Annotated in this window: 19 protein-coding genes; 11 read left to right on the top strand and 8 right to left on the bottom strand. The window is 43.7% G+C overall.

Annotation, left to right across the window (positions count from 1 at the left end; all coding sequences use genetic code 11):
• Positions 1-42 precede the first annotated feature (42 nt).
• On the top strand, positions 43-576 hold the full coding sequence (gene fldA, locus CWO08_RS04190; RefSeq protein ID WP_102478245.1) for a flavodoxin FldA: 534 nt from the start codon (positions 43-45) through the stop codon (positions 574-576).
• Between the two features lie 96 nt (positions 577-672).
• On the opposite strand, the gene CWO08_RS04185 is transcribed toward fldA, so the two are convergent.
• Positions 673-1179, bottom strand: coding sequence for a DUF4442 domain-containing protein (locus tag CWO08_RS04185; RefSeq protein ID WP_019820496.1), 507 nt, complete (start codon positions 1177-1179; stop codon positions 673-675).
• Between the two features lie 207 nt (positions 1180-1386).
• Here CWO08_RS04185 and fcrX point away from each other — a divergent pair, with 207 nt between their 5' ends.
• Both fcrX and CWO08_RS04175 read left to right on the top strand, forming a co-directional pair.
• Positions 1387-1836, top strand: coding sequence for a ferric iron uptake transcriptional regulator FcrX (gene fcrX, locus CWO08_RS04180; protein WP_048606469.1), 450 nt, complete (start codon positions 1387-1389; stop codon positions 1834-1836).
• A gap of 54 nt (positions 1837-1890) precedes the next feature.
• Positions 1891-2508: a Tfp pilus assembly protein FimT/FimU gene (locus CWO08_RS04175; protein WP_108019966.1), complete on the top strand. Its 618-nt coding sequence runs from the start codon at positions 1891-1893 to the stop codon at positions 2506-2508.
• Between the two features lie 119 nt (positions 2509-2627).
• Here the strand turns inward: CWO08_RS04175 and glnS are convergent, their stop codons facing one another.
• Positions 2628-4295: a glutamine--tRNA ligase gene (gene glnS, locus CWO08_RS04170; protein ID WP_102478244.1), complete on the bottom strand. Its 1668-nt coding sequence runs from the start codon at positions 4293-4295 to the stop codon at positions 2628-2630.
• Between the two features lie 302 nt (positions 4296-4597).
• Positions 4598-6157, bottom strand: a complete 1560-nt coding sequence (gene nagE / locus CWO08_RS04165) for an N-acetylglucosamine-specific PTS transporter subunit IIBC (protein ID WP_048612171.1) — start codon at positions 6155-6157, stop codon at positions 4598-4600.
• A gap of 475 nt (positions 6158-6632) precedes the next feature.
• On the opposite strand from nagE, the gene nagA reads away from it, so the two are divergent.
• From nagA to asnB, 4 genes are all read left to right on the top strand, one after another.
• Positions 6633-7769 carry an N-acetylglucosamine-6-phosphate deacetylase gene (nagA, locus tag CWO08_RS04160; protein ID WP_019820501.1) on the top strand — a complete coding sequence of 379 codons (1137 nt, stop codon included), beginning with the start codon at positions 6633-6635 and terminating at the stop codon, positions 7767-7769.
• Positions 7770-7771: 2 nt separating this feature from the next.
• Entirely contained in the window at positions 7772-8986 is a 1215-nt protein-coding gene (locus CWO08_RS04155) for an ROK family protein (RefSeq protein WP_017629614.1), read from the top strand.
• An 84-nt stretch (positions 8987-9070) separates the two neighbouring features.
• A complete protein-coding gene (locus CWO08_RS04150; protein WP_065675885.1) occupies positions 9071-10657 on the top strand; it encodes a cation:proton antiporter family protein in 1587 nt (528 codons plus the stop codon).
• A gap of 235 nt (positions 10658-10892) precedes the next feature.
• On the top strand, positions 10893-12563 hold the full coding sequence (asnB, locus tag CWO08_RS04145; RefSeq protein ID WP_017062196.1) for an asparagine synthase B: 1671 nt from the start codon (positions 10893-10895) through the stop codon (positions 12561-12563).
• Positions 12564-12644: 81 nt separating this feature from the next.
• Here the strand turns inward: asnB and rfaH are convergent, their stop codons facing one another.
• Positions 12645-13151 carry a transcription/translation regulatory transformer protein RfaH gene (gene rfaH / locus CWO08_RS04140; protein ID WP_102479170.1) on the bottom strand — a complete coding sequence of 169 codons (507 nt, stop codon included), beginning with the start codon at positions 13149-13151 and terminating at the stop codon, positions 12645-12647.
• 503 nt (positions 13152-13654) lie between these two features.
• On the opposite strand from rfaH, the gene CWO08_RS04135 reads away from it, so the two are divergent.
• Positions 13655-15049, top strand: a complete 1395-nt coding sequence (locus CWO08_RS04135; RefSeq protein ID WP_017629610.1) for a peptide MFS transporter — start codon at positions 13655-13657, stop codon at positions 15047-15049.
• Between the two features lie 105 nt (positions 15050-15154).
• Here CWO08_RS04135 and hemH read toward each other — a convergent pair whose 3' ends face one another.
• The 3 genes from hemH to htpG form a co-directional block, all read right to left on the bottom strand.
• A complete protein-coding gene (gene hemH, locus CWO08_RS04130; RefSeq protein ID WP_102479478.1) occupies positions 15155-16117 on the bottom strand; it encodes a ferrochelatase in 963 nt (320 codons plus the stop codon).
• A gap of 279 nt (positions 16118-16396) precedes the next feature.
• A complete protein-coding gene (gene adk, locus CWO08_RS04125) occupies positions 16397-17041 on the bottom strand; it encodes an adenylate kinase (protein WP_048660860.1) in 645 nt (214 codons plus the stop codon).
• Positions 17042-17430: 389 nt separating this feature from the next.
• Positions 17431-19335 (bottom strand): molecular chaperone HtpG, encoded by a 1905-nt coding sequence (gene htpG, locus CWO08_RS04120; protein ID WP_108019965.1) that lies wholly within the window; start codon positions 19333-19335, stop codon positions 17431-17433.
• Positions 19336-19607: 272 nt separating this feature from the next.
• Here htpG and CWO08_RS04115 point away from each other — a divergent pair, with 272 nt between their 5' ends.
• The 3 genes from CWO08_RS04115 to CWO08_RS04105 all read left to right on the top strand — a co-directional run bounded on the left by CWO08_RS04115 (position 19608) and on the right by CWO08_RS04105 (position 21482).
• On the top strand, positions 19608-20519 hold the full coding sequence (locus CWO08_RS04115) for a transcriptional regulator (protein WP_108019964.1): 912 nt from the start codon (positions 19608-19610) through the stop codon (positions 20517-20519).
• Between the two features lies 1 nt (position 20520).
• Positions 20521-21036 (top strand): regulatory protein ToxS, encoded by a 516-nt coding sequence (locus CWO08_RS04110; protein WP_017066005.1) that lies wholly within the window; start codon positions 20521-20523, stop codon positions 21034-21036.
• Between the two features lie 167 nt (positions 21037-21203).
• Positions 21204-21482 (top strand): SelT/SelW/SelH family protein, encoded by a 279-nt coding sequence (locus CWO08_RS04105; protein ID WP_108019982.1) that lies wholly within the window; start codon positions 21204-21206, stop codon positions 21480-21482.
• Between the two features lie 25 nt (positions 21483-21507).
• On the opposite strand, the gene yfcE is transcribed toward CWO08_RS04105, so the two are convergent.
• Positions 21508-22053, bottom strand: coding sequence for a phosphodiesterase (gene yfcE / locus CWO08_RS04100; protein ID WP_108019963.1), 546 nt, complete (start codon positions 22051-22053; stop codon positions 21508-21510).
• Between the last annotated feature and the right edge of the window lie 2 nt (positions 22054-22055).

Below are 22055 nucleotides of genomic sequence, written 5' to 3'. Positions count from 1 at the left end.
TTTATCACACCGACAACAGACAAAATGAAAGGTAATGATTCTATGGCAAGTGTAGGTCTCTTCTTTGGTAGCGATACAGGTAACACTGAAGCTGTTGCTAAGATGATTCAAAAGCAATTGAGCAAACAGCTCGTTCACGTTCAAGACATTGCAAAAAGCAGCAAAGAAGATATCGATAACTTCGATCTACTGCTGCTTGGTATCCCTACGTGGTACTACGGCGAAGCACAATGTGATTGGGATGACTTTTTCCCAGAGCTAGAAGCTATTGATTTCTCAACTAAGCTTGTTGCTATCTTTGGTTGTGGCGACCAAGAAGATTACGCAGAATACTTCTGTGATGCTATGGGTACTATCCGTGACATCGTTGAAGCGAAAGGCGGTACTATCCTAGGTCACACATCAACTGAAGGCTACGAATTCGAAGCATCGAAAGGTTTAGTTGAAGGCGATGACAGCCAATTCGTTGGTCTATGTATCGATGAAGACCGTCAACCTGAGCTAACTGATGAGCGCGTATCTAACTGGGTTAAACAAATCCACGCAGAAATGTGCCTAGCAGAGCTAGAAGACTAATTCTCTAGTGGTTGTTAATTGTTACAATTAATAACCATTATGTAGATATGAAAAAACCTCCTTATGGGAGGTTTTTTGCTATTTAAAATCTATTAATTAGCACTCAGCTTCTAATGCTTCATCATCATCTCTAAATTGCGGCTTCTTTCTTACATAGAGGGTGCGTTGAATTTCTGAGACCACATTACCCTGCTTATCTTTCACGTGAATAATAAATTCAGGAAAACACTTTTCACCGAGCTGTGTCTGACGATAGATATCGTCAAGCTGCCCTTGGCTTATCTCAAAATCTGCATACAAGTCCGATTGCCCCGGCTTGATGAAGTTAATGCTCGCTTCTTTATCCCAAACATAATATCGCTCACCTAAAATTCCCATTAACATCAATGAGTAAACGGGATCGGTAAGAGAAAAGATACTGCCGCCATATTGAGTACGATTGGCGTTCTTATTCCACCAGCGTAGCTTAAGTACCGTCTTAACAACCCTAAAGTCAGCGCTAATGTGGGCTATTCGAATACCCGCTCCCCAAAAGGGAGGCCAAATATTAAGAGCAAATTTTACAATGTTGGGTTTATATATTTTTGCGAGTTGCTTATTCATAACAACATTCCATGTTCATATCAGAAACACCGTCACCTTGACTGGTCGTACCTCCACTATAAGTGAGATACTTCCAATTTACAAAACAGATTGTGATGTCAGTAAGTAACCCTTTGAAGTTCGTGGTTTATTGTTATGCCTGACTAAACTATAATGGTATTAATATTGAATTCTGTTAATTGCTGCAGATCATCAACAGGAAAGTATATGTCAGACAATAATCAAGCGCTAAAAGATGCAGGTCTTAAAGTGACCCTTCCACGGCTCAAAATTTTAGAAGTATTACAACAGCCAGACTGCCAACATATTAGTGCTGAAGATTTATATAAGAAGCTGATCGACCTAGGTGAAGAAATCGGTCTTGCAACCGTTTATCGAGTACTTAACCAATTCGATGACGCTGGCATTGTAACTCGTCACCACTTCGAAGGCGGCAAGTCTGTATTTGAACTTTCTACACAGCACCACCACGACCACCTTGTATGTTTAGATTGTGGCGAAGTGATCGAATTCTCTGATGACATCATCGAAGAAAGACAAAAAGAGATTGCTCAGCGTTACAACGTACAACTGACAAACCACAGTTTGTACTTGTACGGCAAAAGCATTAGCGGAGATTGCAAAGGCAATCCAGACGCGCATAAAGCGAAGAAGTAATACAGAACGCTGGCTTAGGCCGGCGTTTTTTATATAGGGCTCCATAAAGTATCCATGAAAAGAATCCCGCTAGTTAAGGCTTTTACTTTAATTGAGATGTTGGTTGTTATGGTGATTATCGCCGTACTTGCTGTTGTTGCCCTTCCCCGTTTTCTTAACATTCAAACCGATGGCCGTATCGCTCTGTTTGACGCTGCTCAATCTCAATTTCAAACTGCGATAACGTTCGCGCATAGTAAATGGCTAGTGAATGGAGGCGGTAATTCAGAAATGAACGACCTTCCAGGCTTCGGCGAGGATGCTAACGGTAACCCACAGCTAGATATCAACGATGAGGGTTACCCTTTAGGTGTTGATAAAAATTCGCCAATGGGCGCGCCCTACAATATAGGTCAAGGCCATCAAGGTTGTGTCGCTATCTGGGACGCAATTATGAACAGCGATCTTACGGTTACAACCGATCGAGACAATTTTGATGGATTCGATTTTGTATCGCGCCGCCAAAATCTAACCTTTTTAACTAAAGAGGGCGATTCTGTTACTGCTCAAGCGCTCTGCTATTACATCTTCACAGCTGAAGGTCATCATAGAAATCCAGACAGAGCTGAATACGTATTTTGGTATAACTCCCGCACTGGTGAAATCACGAACTCTCGACCAGATGATATATAACTTGAGCGAGTAGAGTAAATTAGCAACGTCCTCTCTAGGCACATATCCGCAGACACAAAAAAACCGGCTCTAAGCCGGTTTTTTATTGGGTCGTTTTTAACAAACTAAATGCTCAAGCATTAAGCTTCAGTTTTACCCCAAGTATCGCGCAGACCAACCGTGCGGTTGAAGACTAGTGCATCTGCTTTAGAGTCTTTCGAATCCACACAGAAGTAGCCTGTACGTTCAAACTGGTACGCTTGCTCTGCAACACCTTCTGCTAGGCTAGGTTCAACAAAACCATTTAGCGTAACAAGTGATTCAGGGTTTAGCGTTGCAGCGAAGTCATCAGCAGCGGCTGGGTTTGCCACTGTGAATAGACGATCGTACAAACGAATCTCAGCAGGCAGCGCTTTATCAGCAGATACCCAGTGGATAACGCCTTTCACTTTGCGGCCATCTGCAGGGTTCTTACCCAATGTTTCATTGTCGTAAGAGCAGAAGATAGTCGTAATGTTGCCTTCTGCATCTTTTTCGATACGTTCAGCTTTGATCACATAAGCGCCACGTAGACGAACTTCTTTGCCTAGAACCAAACGCTTGTACTTCTTGTTTGCTTCTTCACGGAAGTCATCACGCTCAATCCAAACTTCACGGGTAAATGGTACTTCGCGAGTTCCCATTTCTGGCTTGTTTGGATGGTTTGCAACAGTTAACGTTTCTACTGCATCTGCTTCGTAGTTTTCAATAACGATCTTAACTGGATCCAGAACGGCCATTGCACGAGGTGCATTTTCGTTCAGATCATCACGAATGCAAGACTCAAGTGAACCGAACTCAATCATGTTCTCTTGCTTTGTCACGCCAATACGCTTACAGAATTCACGAATAGAGCTTGAAGTAAAACCACGACGACGCAGGCCAGAAATAGTAGGCATACGTGGGTCATCCCAACCTTGAACTAGGTTTTCAACCACAAGTTGGTTCAGCTTACGCTTAGACATCACTGTGTATTCAAGATTCAGGCGACTAAACTCGTACTGACGAGGTTGGCAATCAATCGTGATGTTATCTAGAACCCAATCGTACAAACGACGGTTATCTTGGAATTCAAGCGTACAGATAGAGTGCGTAATACCTTCCAGCGCATCAGAGATACAGTGAGTAAAGTCGTACATTGGGTAAATGCACCACTTGTCAGCTGTTTGATGGTGGTGAGCAAAACGAACACGGTAGATAACAGGATCGCGCATAACCATGAACGAAGAGCTCATGTCGATCTTAGCACGCAAACACGCTTTACCTTCTTCAAAGCCACCGTCACGCATTTTTTCAAACAACGCTAGGTTCTCTTCAGGGCTGCGGTCACGGTATGGGCTCGCTTTACCTGGCTCTTTTAGCGTGCCACGGTACTCACGGATTTGATCAGGACTTAGCTCGTCAACATACGCTAAGCCTTTATTAATTAATTCCACAGCATAAGCGTAAAGCGTATCGAAGTAGTTTGATGAGTAACAAATATCACCAGACCATTCGAAGCCTAACCAGCTTACATCATTCTTAATTGACTCAACGTATTCAACGTCTTCTTTTTCAGGGTTTGTATCATCGAAACGAAGATTACATTGTCCCTGGTAGTCCTGAGCAATACCAAAGTTCAAGCAAATAGATTTAGCGTGACCAATGTGCAGGTAGCCATTTGGCTCCGGCGGGAAACGAGTATGCACGCTACTGTGTGTACCATCCGCTAAATCTTTATCAATAATTTGGCGAATGAAATTCGATGGACGAGCCTCAGCTTCACTCATCTATAGCACCTCTATGTATTTAGTATTGTCAGAGAAAGTTATCTTTCATCCCCAAGAAAACGGTCGCTTATAGCGCCGGTCAAAGATTGAAAGATCATTGTTGCTAATCATCCACAATTCTTTGCCTTTGCACAATAAGAACCGTCCGTTAATTGCGAATATTTCTGCTATTCGATGAAGAATAGAACGAACCGTGTTCATTAGCCTTAAACAGCAGGCACAAAAAAGCCTCCCATGTGGGAGGCTTTCAATTTGACACTTACTTAAGAGTAACTTTACGTCTTAATTAAGTACTTCCTTTACTATGGAAGTTTTACATCAGATAGGTCTTCGCCTGCACCGATAGCTTTCATTTCGCCAGCTACGATTTCAGCTAGTGGGCCTAGGATAACCTGTAGGTTATTTTCACCTAGTTTAACCACACCTTTAGCACCTAGTTTCTTAAGAACAACTTCATCAGCGACAGAGCGGTCTTTAAGAGTTAAGCGTAGACGAGTGATACAAGCGTCGATTGAAGTTAGGTTATCGTGACCACCTAGAGCTTTCAGGTATTGACGTGCAAGGTCGCCTTTTGGTGCGTCGCCAGCAGGAGCTGCAACAGCTTCGTCATCATCTTCACGACCTGGCGATTTCAAGTTGAAAGCGCGGATTGCGAAAGAGAAAGTGAAGAAGTATAGAGCACCGAAACCAAGACCGATTAGTAGTAGTACGAATGGTTTAGTTGCTAGACCCCAGTTCAATACGAAGTCGATAAGACCAGCAGAGAAACCGAAACCGTGCAGAGTACCAAACATGTTAGCAACTACTAGAGACAGACCTGTAAATACAGCGTGCATTGCGTATAGAGCAGGAGCTAGGAATACGAACATGAATTCTAGCGGCTCTGTGATACCTGTTAGGAATGAACAGAATGCAACTGAGAATAGTGCGCCACCAACTTGGCTACGTTTTTCAGCAGGAGCTGCTAGGTACATTGCAAGTGCAGCACCTGGTAGACCGAACATCATTACTGGGAAGAAACCATTCATGAATACGCCAGCGCCTTTATCGCCGCCGAAGAAACGGTGTAGGTCACCAGATTTAACAGTTTCAGTCACTTCTTTAACTACAGTAGTGATTTCTGGAGTTACAGAGTTAGCGAATGTGAATGTGTGCTCTTGGCCAACAACTAGAGTTTTAGCCAGTGCTGGGTCAACACAAAGTTGAGTGATGTTAGCGAATGCGCCTTGACCAGCAACGATGATCTCTTGACATGTACCCATACCGAACCAGAAGTATGAGTTCAATACGTGGTGTAGACCTACAGGGATAAGTGCACGGTTAAGAGTACCGTAAACGAATTGGCCGATAGCGCCAGACGTTGATACTGCGTGAGCCAGTGCGTCTAGACCAGATTGAACACCAGGCCAAACCACACCAGACACAGCACCTGCAACAAGTGCAAATAGACCGGCCATGATAGGTACTAAACGTTTACCCGCGAAGAAAGCCAGCCACTCTGGAAGGCGTGTCGCGTGGAAAGCGTTGTAAGAGTGACCTGCGATGATACCTGCGAAGATACCGCCGAAGAATGACATGTTAACGTCTGCGTTAATTGTCGTTGCTGTAGCAGTTAGTACGAAGTAAGCAACTGCACCAGCAAGACCTGCTGCGCCGTTACCGTCTTTAGAAAGACCAATCGCGATACCTAGACCAAAGAGCAATGGTAGGTTACCGAAGATAGCACCACCAGCTTGCGCCATGAATGGAATATCAAGTAGATCGCCTTGACCTAAACGTAAAAGAAGCGCCGCAATCGGAAGCGTTGCGATTGGTAGCATTAACGCCTTACCAAGCTTCTGTGCATATCCTAGAATATTCACCAGTTGTTTCCCCCTATAGGATTTTTTAGAATTCGTTTGAGAAACTTATTTTAGTCGCTCAATTTAGTCCTATTCAGTGTATTCAATTAATTTTGCTCCGCAAATTAAAACCTTACCATTTGTGATCCTAATCACCAGTTTTTACCAAATCCAGAGGTTTTTGCTAGCGAGATCATAAAACTTATTTTATCATTCAAAAAAATGAACATTTATAGATAAAATCCAAATCTAATCATTAGGTAAAAAGATGGTATCTGCGGGCTTCTATTGCCGTATGAATAATCATTAACAATGAACCTAAATGTATAATAACGATCAGTTGTTCATATATTTTTCAACCACTTAAATAGCTTCCTATATTGAAGCCGTTTGCCCATAAAAGATAAATCGTTACGTAAATGATGCTCGCAAACTAAGTCCGCATTTAGGTAACGAACGAATTTAAAAGATCTCACGAAATAAGGATTAGCTGACTATGTACGCGCTAAGTAACTGTAAAATTTACACTGGTAGTGATGTTCTGACCGATCATGCTGTTGTAATCGAAAACGAACTGATCAAAAAAGTCTGTCCTATCTCTGAATTGCCAGAGGGAATCGAGGTTCGCGACCTAGACGGAGCAAACCTAAGTCCAGGTTTCATTGACCTACAACTGAACGGTTGTGGCGGTGTAATGCTTAACGATGAGATCACTGCAGAAACCATGCAGATCATGCACAAAGCAAATCTGAAATCTGGCTGTACTAGCTTCTTACCAACGCTTATCACCTCTTCAGACGAAGATATGCGTGCCGTTATTACGGCAGCTCGTGAGTACCACAACCAGTACCAAAACCAATCTTTAGGTCTGCACCTAGAAGGTCCGTACTTGAACGTTGCGAAAAAAGGCATCCACAGCGTCGATCACATTCGTAAGTCTGACAACGAAATGATTGAGCTTATCTGTGACAACAGTGACCTTGTTGCAAAAGTTACATTAGCTCCAGAGTTAAACGACCCTGAACACATTGAACGCCTGCACAAAGCTGGCGTTGTGGTTTCTATCGGCCACACCAACGCAACTTACGCAGAAGCACGCCAAGGTTTTGAATCTGGTATCACGTTCGCTACTCACCTATTCAATGCAATGACCCCTATGGTCGGTCGTGAACCGGGCGTTGTAGGCGCGATTTACGACACACCAGAGGTTTACGCTGGCATCATTGCCGACGGTTTCCACGTTGATTACGCAAACATCAGAATTGCGCATAAAATCAAGGGAGAAAAGTTGGTATTAGTGACGGATGCCACAGCTCCTGCAGGTGCTGACATGGAATACTTTATTTTTGTCGGTAAGAAAGTATATTACCGTGATGGTAAGTGTGTTGATGAAAACGGCACACTGGGCGGCTCAGCTCTGACTATGATTGAAGCAGTTCAGAATACAGTTGAGCACGCTGGTATCGCTTTAGACGAAGCTCTTCGCATGGCTACGCTATACCCAGCTACGGCTATCGGTGTAGAAAGCAAGCTAGGTCGAATCAAAAAAGGCATGGTTGCAAACCTAGCTGTATTTGACCGAGACTTTAACGTTAAAGCGACTGTTGTTAACGGACAATACGAGCACAATTAAGTATGAATGGCGGACAAATAGGTAACGTAGACTTAGTTAAACAACTAAACAGTGCGGCGGTATACCGACTTATAGACCAACAAGGGCCTATCAGTCGTATACAAGTGGCTGATGTAAGCCAACTCGCACCGGCAAGTGTTACAAAAATTACCCGCCAACTTTTAGAGCGCGGCCTAATTAAAGAGGTTGCGCAGCAAGCGTCTACTGGCGGTAGACGCGCTATCTCCCTAACCACAGAAGTAGAACCTTTTCATTCTGTCGCTGTGCGTTTAGGTCGAGACTACATTCAAATAAGCCTTCATGACCTTGGCGGTCGTGAGTTGGCTTTCCAACAGCAAGACCTGAATTATTCAGACCAGTCAGACCTTACCCAAGGCTTGGTTAATAATTTGAAGGCTTTCATTGCTGAACACCAACCAAAGATCGATCAGCTGATTGCTATTGGTGTCACACTTCCAGGCTTGGTTAACCCAACGACTGGTGTTGTTGAGTACATGCCAAACACGGATATCGATAACCTGGCTTTAAGTGACATTATTCGCGACACATTCCATGTCGCTTGTTTTGTGGGTAACGATGTTCGCGGAATGGCGCTTGCAGAGCACTACTTCGGTGCAAGTAAAGACAGCCAAGACTCTATTTTAGTGAGTGTTCACCGTGGTACCGGCGCAGGTATTATCGTAAATGGTCAGGTTTTCTTAGGTCACAACCGCAACGTAGGTGAGATTGGCCATATCCAAATCGATCCGCTAGGCGAGCAATGCCAATGTGGTAACTTCGGTTGTCTTGAAACCGTAGCGGCAAACCCAGCAATCGTTGAACGAGTTCAAAAACTGATTAAACAAGGCTATGAGTCTTCTTTAACAGAGCTTGACCGTATTACGATTCAAGATGTGTGTGACCATGCAATCAATGGTGACGAACTGGCGAAGCAAAGCTTAGTTCGAGTAGGAAACCAGTTAGGTAAGGCTATCGCCATGACGATTAACTTATTTAACCCTCAAAAAGTTATCATTGCTGGTGATATTACCAAGGCACAAGAGATTGTTTTCCCTGCAATTAAGCGCAATGTAGAGAATCAGTCGTTAACGACTTTCCATAGCGGCTTGCCTATTGTAGCATCACAGATCGATAAACATCCTACGATGGGAGCTTTTGCCATGATTAAGCGCGCCATGCTCAACGGCGTGTTACTGCAGAAGCTTCTCGAAGACTAGAGAAAAACAATTCTGATTTTCCGCGGGCCGTGTTTGTATAAACACGGCCCGTTTTTTTAAGCTAGGGAACTACAACAACAAGTTATGGAACTTATATTAATATCCACTGCGTTTATCGCAGGATTTATTGCTTTAAAGTGTCACCTTCCCCCATTAGTTGGTTTTTTGGTTGCAGGCTTTGGGCTTTTTGCCTTTGGCTTTGAAACCAATGACACCATCATTACTTTAGCTGACCTTGGTGTTACTCTGCTTCTATTTACTATCGGCTTAAAGCTCGATATCAAAACCCTACTCTCTAAAGAGATCTGGGCTGGCGCGACAATCCACAACCTTTTGTCCACTCTGTTTTTCGCCGTCGCCCTGTTTGGCTTTAAGTTCTTAGGTATTTCATCGCTAGCTGCCATGTCGGTAGAACAGATCGTTCTGCTCGGTTTTGCTCTTTCATTCTCTAGTACCGTATTTGCGGTTAAGACTCTGCAAGAGAAAGGCGAAATGAATGCGACCTACGGAACGTTAGCGATTGGTATCTTGGTCATGCAGGATATCTTCGCCGTAGTATTCTTAACGGCTTCTACGGGCAAAATACCTGAGTGGTATGCGATTGCTCTGTTTGCCCTACCCTTATTACGCCCACTGTTCTACAAAGTGCTCGATTGGGTTGGTCACGGTGAGATGCTGGTTCTTTCCGGCATCTTCTTCGCATTAGTCGTCGGTGCTGGTTTATTCCATTTGGTTGGTGTGAAACCAGACTTGGGGGCTCTTGTTTTAGGTATGTTACTTGCTGGTCACCCAAAAGCCTCAGAATTATCAAAGTCGCTGTTTAACCTTAAAGAACTTTTCCTTGTCTGTTTCTTCTTGAACATTGGTTTGTCAGAGCAACCAACCATTCAAGGCTTTATGCTCGCAATCTTGTTCTTGCTGATGCTGCCAGTGAAAGGTGTTCTCTACTTCTTGGTACTCAACCGCTTCAAGTTCCGTGTTCGAACGTCTCTACTTGCCTCGCTATCACTGTTTAACTATAGCGAGTTTGGCCTCATCGTTGGTGGTCTCGCCTTCAAGATGGGCTGGATGTCAGGTGACATCTTGGTGGCTGTGGCAATTGCTGTTTCACTGTCGTTCTTAATCGCAGCACCTTTAAACCGAGCTGGTCACAAGCTTTATCAGCAGTCAGGTAAATGGCTAAAAGAGCATGCGTCAGAAAAGCTTCACCGACGTGATAAGCGAATTGACCCAGGTCGGGCCCAAGTGCTGATTCTTGGTATGGGACGAATTGGTACTGGTGCTTATGACGAATTACGCACTCGCTATGGCAAAGTCAGCCTAGGTGTTGAAGTTCGCGAAGAAGCCGCGCACAATCACAGAAGCCATGGCAGGAACGTGATCTCTGGTGACGCGACTGACCCGGATTTCTGGGAACGAATTCTAGATACAGCAAACGTAAAGCTAGTGATCCTGGCTATGCCTCACCACCAAGGTAATCAAACCGCTTTAGAGCAATTGAAGTCACGTAACTTTAAAGGCCAAATTGCGGCTATTGCTGAATATCCAGATCAACTCGAAACACTGAAAGAGAATGGCGTTGATGCGGCATTTAACATTTACAGCGAGGCTGGTAGTGGTTTTGCTCGCCACGTTTGCGAACAGTTAAATCCAAATATCAATAAAATCTAGTATTAGACCGTGTTCAACTAAACCTCTCAAAACTGACTATTTTTCGCACTTTTGAGAGGTTTTTGTTTAAAAAACCAACCGCAATTAAACATCACACACCAAAAGCACATAAAAATTAGATAATTTCTAACAGAACACCCTTTATATTATTTTTTTGCTCACATCCGGTTGCTTTTTTTAGCCAGAATGGCAAATTGAATGCAGTTGATTTAGAAATTATTTAAAAGGAAGTTCTATGTGTTCAGTATTTGGCATTCTCGACATTAAAAGTGATGCCGCAGCACTTCGCCCTATTGCTTTAGAAATGTCTAAGAAGCTTCGTCACCGTGGTCCGGACTGGTCTGGTATCTATGCTGGTGAAAAAGCAATCCTTGCTCATGAACGTCTTGCTATTGTTGGCTTGAACAGTGGTGCTCAACCACTATACAGCCAAGACAAAAAGCACATTCTTGCAGTGAACGGTGAAATTTATAACCACAAAGAACTTCGCGCACGCTATGAAGATAAGTACCAGTTCCAGACTGATTCTGACTGTGAAGTTATCCTAGCGCTATACCAAGAGATGGGTGCAGACCTTCTAGAAGAGCTTAACGGTATTTTCGCCTTCGTTTTATACGATGAAGAGAAAGACGAATACCTAGTGGGCCGCGACCATATTGGTATCATCCCGCTTTACCAAGGTTACGATGAGCACGGTAACTACTACGTTGCTTCAGAGATGAAAGCATTGGTTGAAGTATGTAAGACGATCAGTGAATTCCCTCCTGGTAGCTTCTACTCTTCGAAAGATGCAGAACCTCAACGCTACTACATCCGCGATTGGAACGAGTACGCTGCGGTACAAGGCAACAGCACAAGCAAAGAAGAACTGACTGAAGCACTAGAAGCAGCTGTTAAACGCCAACTAATGACTGACGTTCCTTACGGTGTACTTCTATCTGGTGGCCTTGATTCATCAATTACTTCAGCGGTCGCTAAACGCTTTGCTGCAATGCGTATCGAAGATGATGAGCAATCTGAAGCTTGGTGGCCACAACTACACTCATTCGCAGTTGGCCTTGAAGGCGCACCAGATCTTATCGCTGCTCGTGAAGTTGCGGACAAGATCGGTACTGTGCACCACGAGATGACTTACACCATTCAGGAAGGCTTAGATGCGATCCGTGATGTTATCTACCATATCGAGACTTACGATGTAACGACGATTCGTGCATCAACGCCAATGTACTTGCTTGCTCGTAAGATCAAAGCAATGGGCATCAAAATGGTATTGTCTGGTGAAGGTGCTGATGAAATCTTTGGTGGCTACCTTTACTTCCATAAAGCGCCAAACGCAAAAGAGTTCCACGAAGAAACAGTACGTAAGCTACTTGCTCTAAGCATGTTCGACTGTGCTCGCGCAAACAAATCATTGGCAGCATGGGGCGTTGAAGGTCGTGTACCATTCTTAGACAAAGAGTTTATCGATGTCGCAATGCGCCTGAACCCTGAAGACAAGATGTGTGGTAACGGTAAGATGGAGAAACACATCCTGCGTGAGTGTTTTGAAGACTACCTACCAGATTCAATCGCATGGCGTCAAAAAGAGCAGTTCTCTGATGGTGTTGGCTACGATTGGATTGATACATTGAAAGCAACGGCTGAAGCAAAAGTAACGGATCAACAAATGGAGGCTGCTAAGTTCCGTTTCCCTTACAACACGCCAACAACCAAGGAAGGTTATGCTTACCGTGAAATCTTTGAGGAGCTATTCCCTCTAGAATCAGCGGCAGAATGTGTACCAGGTGGACCTTCAGTTGCTTGTTCATCAGCAAAAGCGATTGAGTGGGATGAGTCATTCAAAAACTGTGTCGACCCATCGGGCCGTGCAGTACAAGCCGTTCACAACGATGCTTACAACGCTTAGAGCGTTTTGAACAAACCCTAAAGACTAAAAAAGGCGCATGATGCGCCTTTTTATTTTTAAGCCTATTTTTTATTGTTGCAGTTATGCGTGAGCTTGTAGTGCTTCGTTCTCAATACTGATAGGAACCACGTGGCTGATCATTTTTACCAACATAATCGATCGAGCCTCACCGTCTTTCTGATCGAAAATAGCCTCAACCCCGGCAAACTGGCCACTCTGAATCTTAACCACCTGCCCAGATTCAAACTCAACACAACAATCTTCAGTTTCGATGCTGTAGCACTTCTCAAACTCTTTGAGTTCAAAAACCAAGTCACCTTGGACCTCATGCGGTCTTGTGCCGAACTTAATAAAGTCCACCACACCGCGCGTTGAACGAACAGTCGTGAAGCTAGGACCTTGCTCATAGTCAAAGCGAACAAAGATGTAAGATGGAAACAGCGGCTCTTTGACCTGCTTTTCTTTCCCTCTCACCACCTTTTCGACTTCTATTTGAGGATAAAAGCACTCTACCCCTTGATTCTCTAAGTGCTGTTGAGCGCGTTTTTGATCACCACGCTTACAGTAGAGCAAATACCAACGTTTCATTTTACTAGCCATTTTCTATTTTTGAACATTTTACCACAAGCCTAAAACGGTTTAATCACCGTTAATAAAATGAAGACTGATAAGCAAGAAATTATGCGTAACAGACCAACTTATCAACAAAAAGTCATAGGTCCGAAAAGTGGTTAAGCATTGTACAGGGATCATTTACAGATAAAAAGGCGCATTCTTGTAAGCGTATGTATGCCAGATAAATAAAACACACCATACCCTATGAAGATCAAAATGATACAACAAGTCAATGCATTTCACTTTTATTATTCGGTAATTCTTTTAAAAAGCTCACTATGCATCCAGCCCAAAACTGGAAAATTAGTTTGCAGCACGCATTATCTGGGTAACATTGCATAGAAAACCCCTTATTTTCATGCAGTTATAAAAAATTAGTTATCGTAACCATAAAAGACGCCTATTGCAGATGGTTATTCCACTCTGTATACATAAGTGACTATAAAATCTTTTAATACCTAAAATTAGTAAAACTTATGCCAAGCACTCACAACATCTTTGGCCACCCTAGAGGCCTATTTCTACTATTTAGCACAGAGCTATGGGAACGTTTCTCCTACTATGCAATGCGTGCAATTCTTGTTTTATTCTTAACTGATACCACTCTTAATGGTGGCCTTGGTTGGTCAACAAAAGACGCTCTCGATCTCTACGGGATCTACACAGGTTTAGTCTACATCACACCATTAATTGGTGGCTGGATTGCCGATAACTACCTAGGACAACGTAAATCGATCCTAATTGGTGGTGTATTGATGGCTCTAGGCCAATTCACACTGGCTCTACCTAACGGCTTTATTGGCTTAGACCAAGTCAACGCTCTGTACCTTGGTTTAGCACTGCTTATCAGTGGTAACGGTATGTTTAAACCAAACATCTCGACCATGGTTGGCGACTTGTACCAAGAAGGTGATAACCGCCGTGATGGTGCTTTCACCATTTTCTACATGGGCATCAACTTAGGCGCACTACTTGGTGGCTTGATTTCCGGTGCAGCAGTGGATTCATTCGGTTGGAAAGCGGGCTTCTTGGCTGCTGGTATCGGTATGGTTATTAGCTTGATCATGCAAATGACGATGGCTCAATCTTGGTTAGGCAACATCGGTTCTGTACCTGCGGCTGCTCGAGCAAAAGAACTGAACAAATCGAAAGAGAAAGCGCCACTAACTAAAGAAGAATTCGACAGACTAAAAGTTATTCTGATTATGGGTCTGTTCGTGATTGTATTCTGGGCGGGCTTTGAACAAGCTGGCGGCCTAATGAACATCTACACTCAACAATATACTGACCGTATGATTGGTGGCTTTGAAGTTCCTGCTGCGTGGTTCCAATCTTTGAACCCATTCTTCATCATTACACTTGCTCCAATCATTGCTGCGTTCTGGGTGAAACTGGGTAAGCGTGAGCCAAACTCACCTGTTAAGTTTGCGATGGCGCTGTTTTTCTTAGCACTTGGCTTTGTGTGCATGATGGGTGCGGTAATGGAGCAAGGTGGTGACCTAACAGTGAAAACATCGATGTTATGGCTAGTAGGTGCCTTCTTCTTCCATACACTTGGTGAGCTTTGTTTATCGCCTATTGGCCTGTCGTTGGTCACTAAGCTAGCTCCACTTCGTTTAGCATCACTAATGATGGGTGCTTGGTTTGGCTTCAATGCGGTTGCAAACTACGTAGCAGGCCTAGTGGGTTCTCACGTTGGTGAGCTTGGCGCGATGTCTATCTTTGGTGGTATCGCGATTACAGCAACAATTAGTGGCGTATTATTGCTTCTTTGTGCTGGTAAGCTCGTATCCTGGATGCATGGTGTAGAAACCAACATGACGCTTGAAGCAGAGCCAAAAGCTGAGACAGCAGAAACGTCTGTTGCTTAATATCTAGAGCTATTTCAAGAAGAAACTTCAAGTTCAAAAAGGGCTGCTCAATGAGCAGCCCTTTTGTTATTTATGCGATAAGACGTAATCAAGGCTCAGCAGCTGTTAGCGATATAGAGCGACTAACTCTGCCATCATATCGATGTGCGAGTCTCTGTCGTTCAAACACATAATGTAGCTAAAGTCCGAACCACCAGCGTCAATGAAAGTATCTTTACACTGGTCTGAAATCTCTTCTAACGTTTCCAAACAGTCAACCGAAAATGCAGGTGCCATGATGTCGATCTTCTTGATACCTTTGCTTGGCAGTGATTCAAGTGTCTCGTCAGTGTATGGCTTCAACCACTCCTCTCGACCAAATCGCGATTGGTAGGTCATGGTGATGTCTTCTTCAGATAAACCTAGCTCAGCAGCAAGCAGCTTTGTCGTTGCTTCACAATGCTGTGGGTAGATATCGCCTTCATCAGCTAAGCGCTTCGGAATACCGTGGAACGAACAAACCAAGTGATCGGCTCTGCCATTTTGTTCCCAATGGCTACGAACGCTTTCAGCCAATGCTTTGGCATAGCTAGGGTGTGAGTAGTAGTCACGAATAAAGCGATAGCTTGGGATAACTGGCATCTGTTTAAAGGCTTTGGTTAAACCATCAGAAACTGCCGCTGTGGTTGTGCCAGAATACTGAGGATATAAAGGCAGTACGATGATGTCCTCAACGCCCTGGTCCATCAGTTGCTCAACACCAGTCTTAATGCTTGGGTTACCATAGGTCATACCCAGTGCAACCGGCATCTCTAGTTTCTTCTGGAGCTTTTCAGCTTGTCTTTGAGAATACACAAACAGTGGTGAGCCTTCATCCATCCAGACAGATTGATACAACTTGGCTACTTTGGGTGCTCGAATCGGTAAAATCACCCCGTGCAAGATTGGGCACCAAAGCCAACGGGTTAGGTTTACTACTCGCTTGTCGTGTAAGAATTCACTCAAAAATCGACGAACGCCAGCTGGGGTCGCCGAATCTGGTGTTCCTAAGTTCACCAGTAAAACGCCCTGCTTTTTATTATTTTCCATAGATACCTGAGACCAATATGTGATTTTCTGGAAAGTAATATACTAATCTGCATAAGTTTAAGATCATTGGTTCCCACTAAATGTCTGAATAATCATTCTTTAAATGGGATATCGCAACATCTACTCTCGATTGTGAGCCACCTTCATCAAAAACGGTTTCATCTTGAATGGTGTGTAATCGAATTATCTAGATTGGTATCGTACTAAAAACTGAAACAAAAAAAGCGACCCTTAAGGTCGCTTCCAATATATCAAATTCTAAAACTGGCTGTTAGCCAATTATGCTAGTGCTTTCTCAAGTTCTGCACTAACTTCAGCAACTTGCTTAGTACCGTCAAACTTAAGGTACTGAGTGTTGCCTGCTTCAGCTTCTTTACCGTAGTAAGAGATTAGCGGAGCTGTTTGATCGTGGTATACGCCTAGACGTGCACGAACGGTTTCTTCTTTGTCGTCATCACGTACAACTAGCTCTTCGCCAGTTACGTCATCTTTGCCTTCTTCTTTAGGCGGGTTGTACACAGTGTGGTATGTACGGCCTGAAGGAAGGTGAGCACGACGACCAGCCATACGCTCAACAATCACATCGTCAGCAACGTCGAATTCAACAACGTAATCAACAGCGATGCCCATTTCTTTTAGGCCATCAGCTTGTGGGATTGTGCGTGGGAAACCGTCTAGTAGGAAACCTTTCTCACAGTCATCTTGAGCGATACGCTCTTTGATAAGACCAAGGATAATTTCATCAGAAACTAGCTGACCAGCGTCGATTACTGATTTTGCTTGCTTACCAAGCTCAGTACCCGCTTTGATAGCAGCACGTAGCATGTCACCAGTTGAAATTTGAGGGATACCAAATTTGTTCATGATGAAGTTAGCTTGAGTACCTTTACCCGCGCCAGGAGCACCTAGAAGAATGATGCGCATGTTTAATCCTCTTATAAAATTATGATTTATACCGAAGCTCACTATCCCACCTTCCTCGTTCATATTTAAGATAAACAGGAAAAGTTAGGTAACAGCTGAGGTTAAGCAAAACTGTAAACAGAAGCAAAACGGTAAGTTTCGGTATAACGTTTAAAAATCATACAACTGGAAGAAATTGGTTCCTAGCTCCAGCTGATTAGGTCGAGCATTCTATCACATTAATATTCAATTTGGCTGAATTTACGACTAAAGAATGTATCGGCAACATTTGTTGTGACGATAACGGTGACGTTGACCACGTTTAATAGATTTTCAGCGACGTTCATAAAAAAAAGCCCGCATTTGCGAGCTTTTTATTACAATTTTTGGCTTAACCTAAAGTCGAAAGACTAACGCTTTGTCAGTAGCTCGTTGATTGCACCCAAGAATTGTGACGGATCTTCCATTGAGCCCTTTTCAGCCAGCATCGCTTGCCCAAGTAGCAACTCAACCCAACGACCAAACGCTTGCTCGTCTGCTTCATCGGCCATTTGTTTAACCAGAGCGTGCTCAGGGTTAATCTCGAAGATGTACTTCACTTCAGGCGCAGCTTGACCAGCAGCTTCAAGAAGCTTAGCCATTTGCGTGCCCATTTCGAAGTCGTCCGTTACTACAACCGCAGGTGTTGTTGCTAGCTTGAAGGTCGTACGAACTTCTTTAACACGACCACCTAGGTAAGATTGAGTGCGCTCTACAACAGACTTGAACTCTTCTTCAGTCTCTTTCTGCTTCTCTTTCTCTTCTTCACCTTCAAACTTGCTTAGATCTAAGCCTGCTTTTGTGATCGATTGGAATTGTTTGCCATCAAAGTCAGTTAGATAGTTCATTACGTACTCATCAATGCGATCGTACATTAGAACCACTTCAATACCTTTCGCTTTGAACTGCTCCAAGTGTGGGCTGTTCTTAGCTGCAGCGTAGCTATCCGCTGTTAGGTAGTAAATCTTATCTTGGCCTTCTTTCATGCGTTCAACGTAAGATTCAAGGCTGATGGTTTGTTCAGCAGAATCCACTTCCGTTGACGAGAAACGGAGTAGACCAGCGATCTTCTCTTTATTCGCCATGTCTTCAGCTGGGCCTTCCTTCAATACTAGGCCGAACTCTTTCCAAAACTCTAGGTACTTGTCATTGTCATTCTTTGCCATGCGCTCAAGCATAGTTAGTACACGCTTGGTACATGCGCCACGAAGAGACTGAGTTACCTTGTTGTCTTGCAGGATTTCACGAGACACGTTCAATGGCAGATCGTTTGAGTCAATCAGACCGCGAACGAAACGCATGTAAGATGGCATGAACTGCTCTGCGTCATCCATGATGAATACACGCTGCACGTAAAGTTTCAAGCCACTCTTGTGGTCACGGTTCATCATGTCCCAAGGTGCTTTCGCTGGGATGTAAAGCAAGCTTGTGTAGTCGTTCTTACCTTCAACCTTGTTGTGGCTCCACGTCAGTGGATCAGCAAAGTCGTGAGATACGTGCTTGTAGAACTCTTGATACTCTTCTTTCTCGATATCAGATTTGTTACGAGTCCAAAGCGCTTGCGCCTTGTTAATCTGTTCCCAATGCTTCTCTTCGGTGTCTTTACCTTCGTCATCTTTCACGGCTGTGAAGATAGAAACAGGGATGCCGATGTGATCAGAGTACTTACCAATCACTTCACGCAGGCGCCATTCGTTTAAGAACTCTTTACCGTCTTCACGCATATGCAGAATGATGTCAGTACCGCGAGATTCTTTAGTGATGTCTTCGATGGTGTAATCGCCTTCGCCAGCAGAGTGCCATTGAACGGCTTCATTGTTTGCTAGGCCAGCCGCACGAGTGCGAACCGTTACCGCGTCAGCAACGATGAACGCAGAATAGAAACCCACACCAAATTGACCAATCAATTGAGAGTCTTTGCTTTGGTCTTCAGACAGTTTTGAGAAAAAGTCTGCTGTACCTGATTTAGCAATCGTACCTAAATGCTCAATAACGTTGTCACGGCTCATGCCGATACCGTTATCAGAGATCGTTAAGGTATTTGCTTCAGCGTTGAATGAAAGTTTCACACCTAAATCAGCATCGCCTTGGTAAAGGTCACCATTAGATAGGGCTTGAAAACGAAGCTTGTCAGCCGCGTCAGATGCGTTAGAGATCAGCTCACGTAGAAAGATTTCTTTATTTGAATACAGTGAGTGAATCATTAGATGAAGTAGTTGTTTTACTTCAGATTGAAAGCCACGAGTCTCTTTATTTTGCGTTGCCGTTTCGCTCATTTTTACTCCAAAACATCTATACTTTATGTTGAATAACCATAGGGGGAGTAACACTTGATGCCACTCTTATGTTCATTAACATGAGGATGACAAATGTAAATTCAAGGTCAAAAATCATAAAAACACTGTTTTTTTGATCTGTTTTTATTATCCTTGAGTCTGATAAATATAAAAGAACATAAAAGAAGCCATGATTTGGTGAAGAATTAACTGAACTTCACCTGAGATTTGTCTATTTCGCACCCCAAATCATCCAAAAGTAGAAGAATTCAATGAGCAATATCGGCACAAAGTTTATTCTCGCACAGCGGTTTGTCTTCGATCCAAACAGCAACTCACTTGTTGACCAAATGAGCGACGGCGAAGTCGTACGCCTTGGCAGCAATGAAAGCCGCATTCTCCTGATGCTGTCAGAAAGACCCAACGAAGTTATCACTCGTAATGAATTACACGAGTATGTTTGGCGAGACCAAGGCTTTGAGGTTGATGACTCTAGCTTAACGCAAGCAGTATCGACACTAAGAAAGATGCTGAAAGATTCGACCAAATCTCCAGAATTCGTAAAGACCGTGCCTAAACGCGGTTATCAATTTATTGCAACCGTTGAGCGCTCTGCCCCACTTTCATCACATGATCAGCCAGTAGCTGCTGAAATTACCGAAAATGACGTAGAACCTATTTTGACGTTTGCAACGCCTGCAGCGACTGAAGAAACGATCACTGAAACAGTGGAATCAGAGCCAATTGCAAAAGTTCAAGAGACCAAGGTAGAACTAGAACCAGCAACCGCTCCTGTTACGGCTCCCGCTAAAAACACCAATAAGTGGCTAACATTTTGGTTACTGCTTGCCGCCTTCATCATGCCGATTCTCGTTTTGACATTTACCAACCCGGCAGAGTCCGAGTTCAAAACATTGGCTGAAATAGATGGCGTAAAGGTTCAATCACCGATTAACCACCCAGATCTTAGCAGTTGGCTGCCAGCGATAGAGAAGTGTGTATTACGTTACAACACGAATCACACTGGCATGCTAAAGCCGACTGAAGTGATTGCAACAGGTGGGCAAACCAATAACCTTGCCCTCAACTACATTCACCCGCAAGAATACTCAAGCGAAAATGTAACTCTAAGAATTTACGCAAACCAGTCGGATGTAAACGACATTTGTAACGGTGGTCAGTAGCATGAAATTAAAAGTATCGATTATTTTACTGGTTCTATCTGCATTTTTGAGTGGTTGGTTGTATTGGGGCAGCGATGCAAAAGTAGAGCGCTTGCTCACTCAGCATGAATGGCAATCTAAGATGGTGACGCTGATTAGCGATAACAAGCAAGCTGACTCGATCGGCCCACTTCGTAGAGTTGAACTATCATCGAATGCGAAGTACCTGCCAAATGGTACATATTTGAGAATGTCAGTGGTTAGACTTTACGGTAATCAAACTGAGCCTGCGAATGTCATCAACATCTCTGAAACGGGTCAGTGGGATATTAACGACAACTACTTACTGGTTTCGCCAACGGAGTTTAAAGATGTGACTTCGGCTCAGCGCCAAGACTTTTCAGAAGAGCAACTAGAGCTTATCACTCAAGTCATTAAGATGGACGCAGAGCAAAGCCGCCGCATAGACATTGTTAACCCGAAGGCACTGCTACTGACTAGCTTAAATCATGGTTCTACCGTATTGTTTTCGAACTAAGATCGAATAGCTATTTACTGCATAGCAATAAAAAAGGAGCATGATGCTCCTTTTTTATTACCCTTAGCATCTGTATTTTCATTGATACAGTGATATTGGTATTAAGAATTTACTCGCGTTTAAAAGGATTACCCATGAGTACAGAGTCAGATCAAACAGCTTCCCCTATCGCTAAAGCAACAATCACCATACACTATTGCCGTCAATGCAATTGGATGCTTCGTTCTAGTTGGTTATGCCAAGAGCTACTGCATACCTTCAGCGAAGAAATTGAGCAAGTGAGCTTGCACCCAGACACAGGAGGTCGGTTCGAAATCTTTTGTAATGGTATGCAGATTTGGGAAAGAAAAGCAGATGACGGCTTTCCTGAGGCGAAAGTTCTGAAGCAAAGAGTGCGAAACATCATTGCTCCAGACAGAGACCTTGGCCACGTAGACTCAAAATAAGCCCTTTCACCGCCGATCTAATGGTTTAAAGCTGGCCACTCACGAGAACATCACCTTCAAGGCTAATGACTTTGAAGGTATTGTTTTCATAGATGCCATAGCTCGCCGCGTGTCCCTCTCGTGGGAATGTCACCGAGCTAGGATTAAAGATAAAGATGTCATTTTGGTATTCGGCGACAGGAATATGGGTATGGCCGTGTGCAATAATATCGCCTGCCTTCAGCGCAGGGCGTTTATTGGTATTGTACAAATGACCATGGGTTAGGAAGATACGTTGGCCTGATTCTAATAGCACCCACGAGTAATCCATCATCATTGGAAAAGACAACAACATCTGATCCACTTCGCTATCGCAGTTACCACGAACGGCAATGATCTCTTGAGAAAACGCATTCAACTTATCTGCAACCGCCGGCGGGTTGTATCCCTCTGGAATCGGGTTTCTTGGACCATGATTCAGAATATCACCCAATAGAACCAAATATTGTGCACCAGAGGCTTGGTATAGCTCTAATACTTTTTCTGTTGCTGGCAGCGAACCGTGTAGGTCTGAAGCAAAGAATAATTTCACAC

Source organism: Vibrio sp. 10N.286.48.B8 (assembly GCF_003050085.1).
Lineage (GTDB): Bacteria > Pseudomonadota > Gammaproteobacteria > Enterobacterales > Vibrionaceae > Vibrio > Vibrio crassostreae.
The sequence above is the reverse complement of the archived record's forward strand: the minus strand, read 5'-3'. Positions and strand labels throughout refer to the sequence as shown.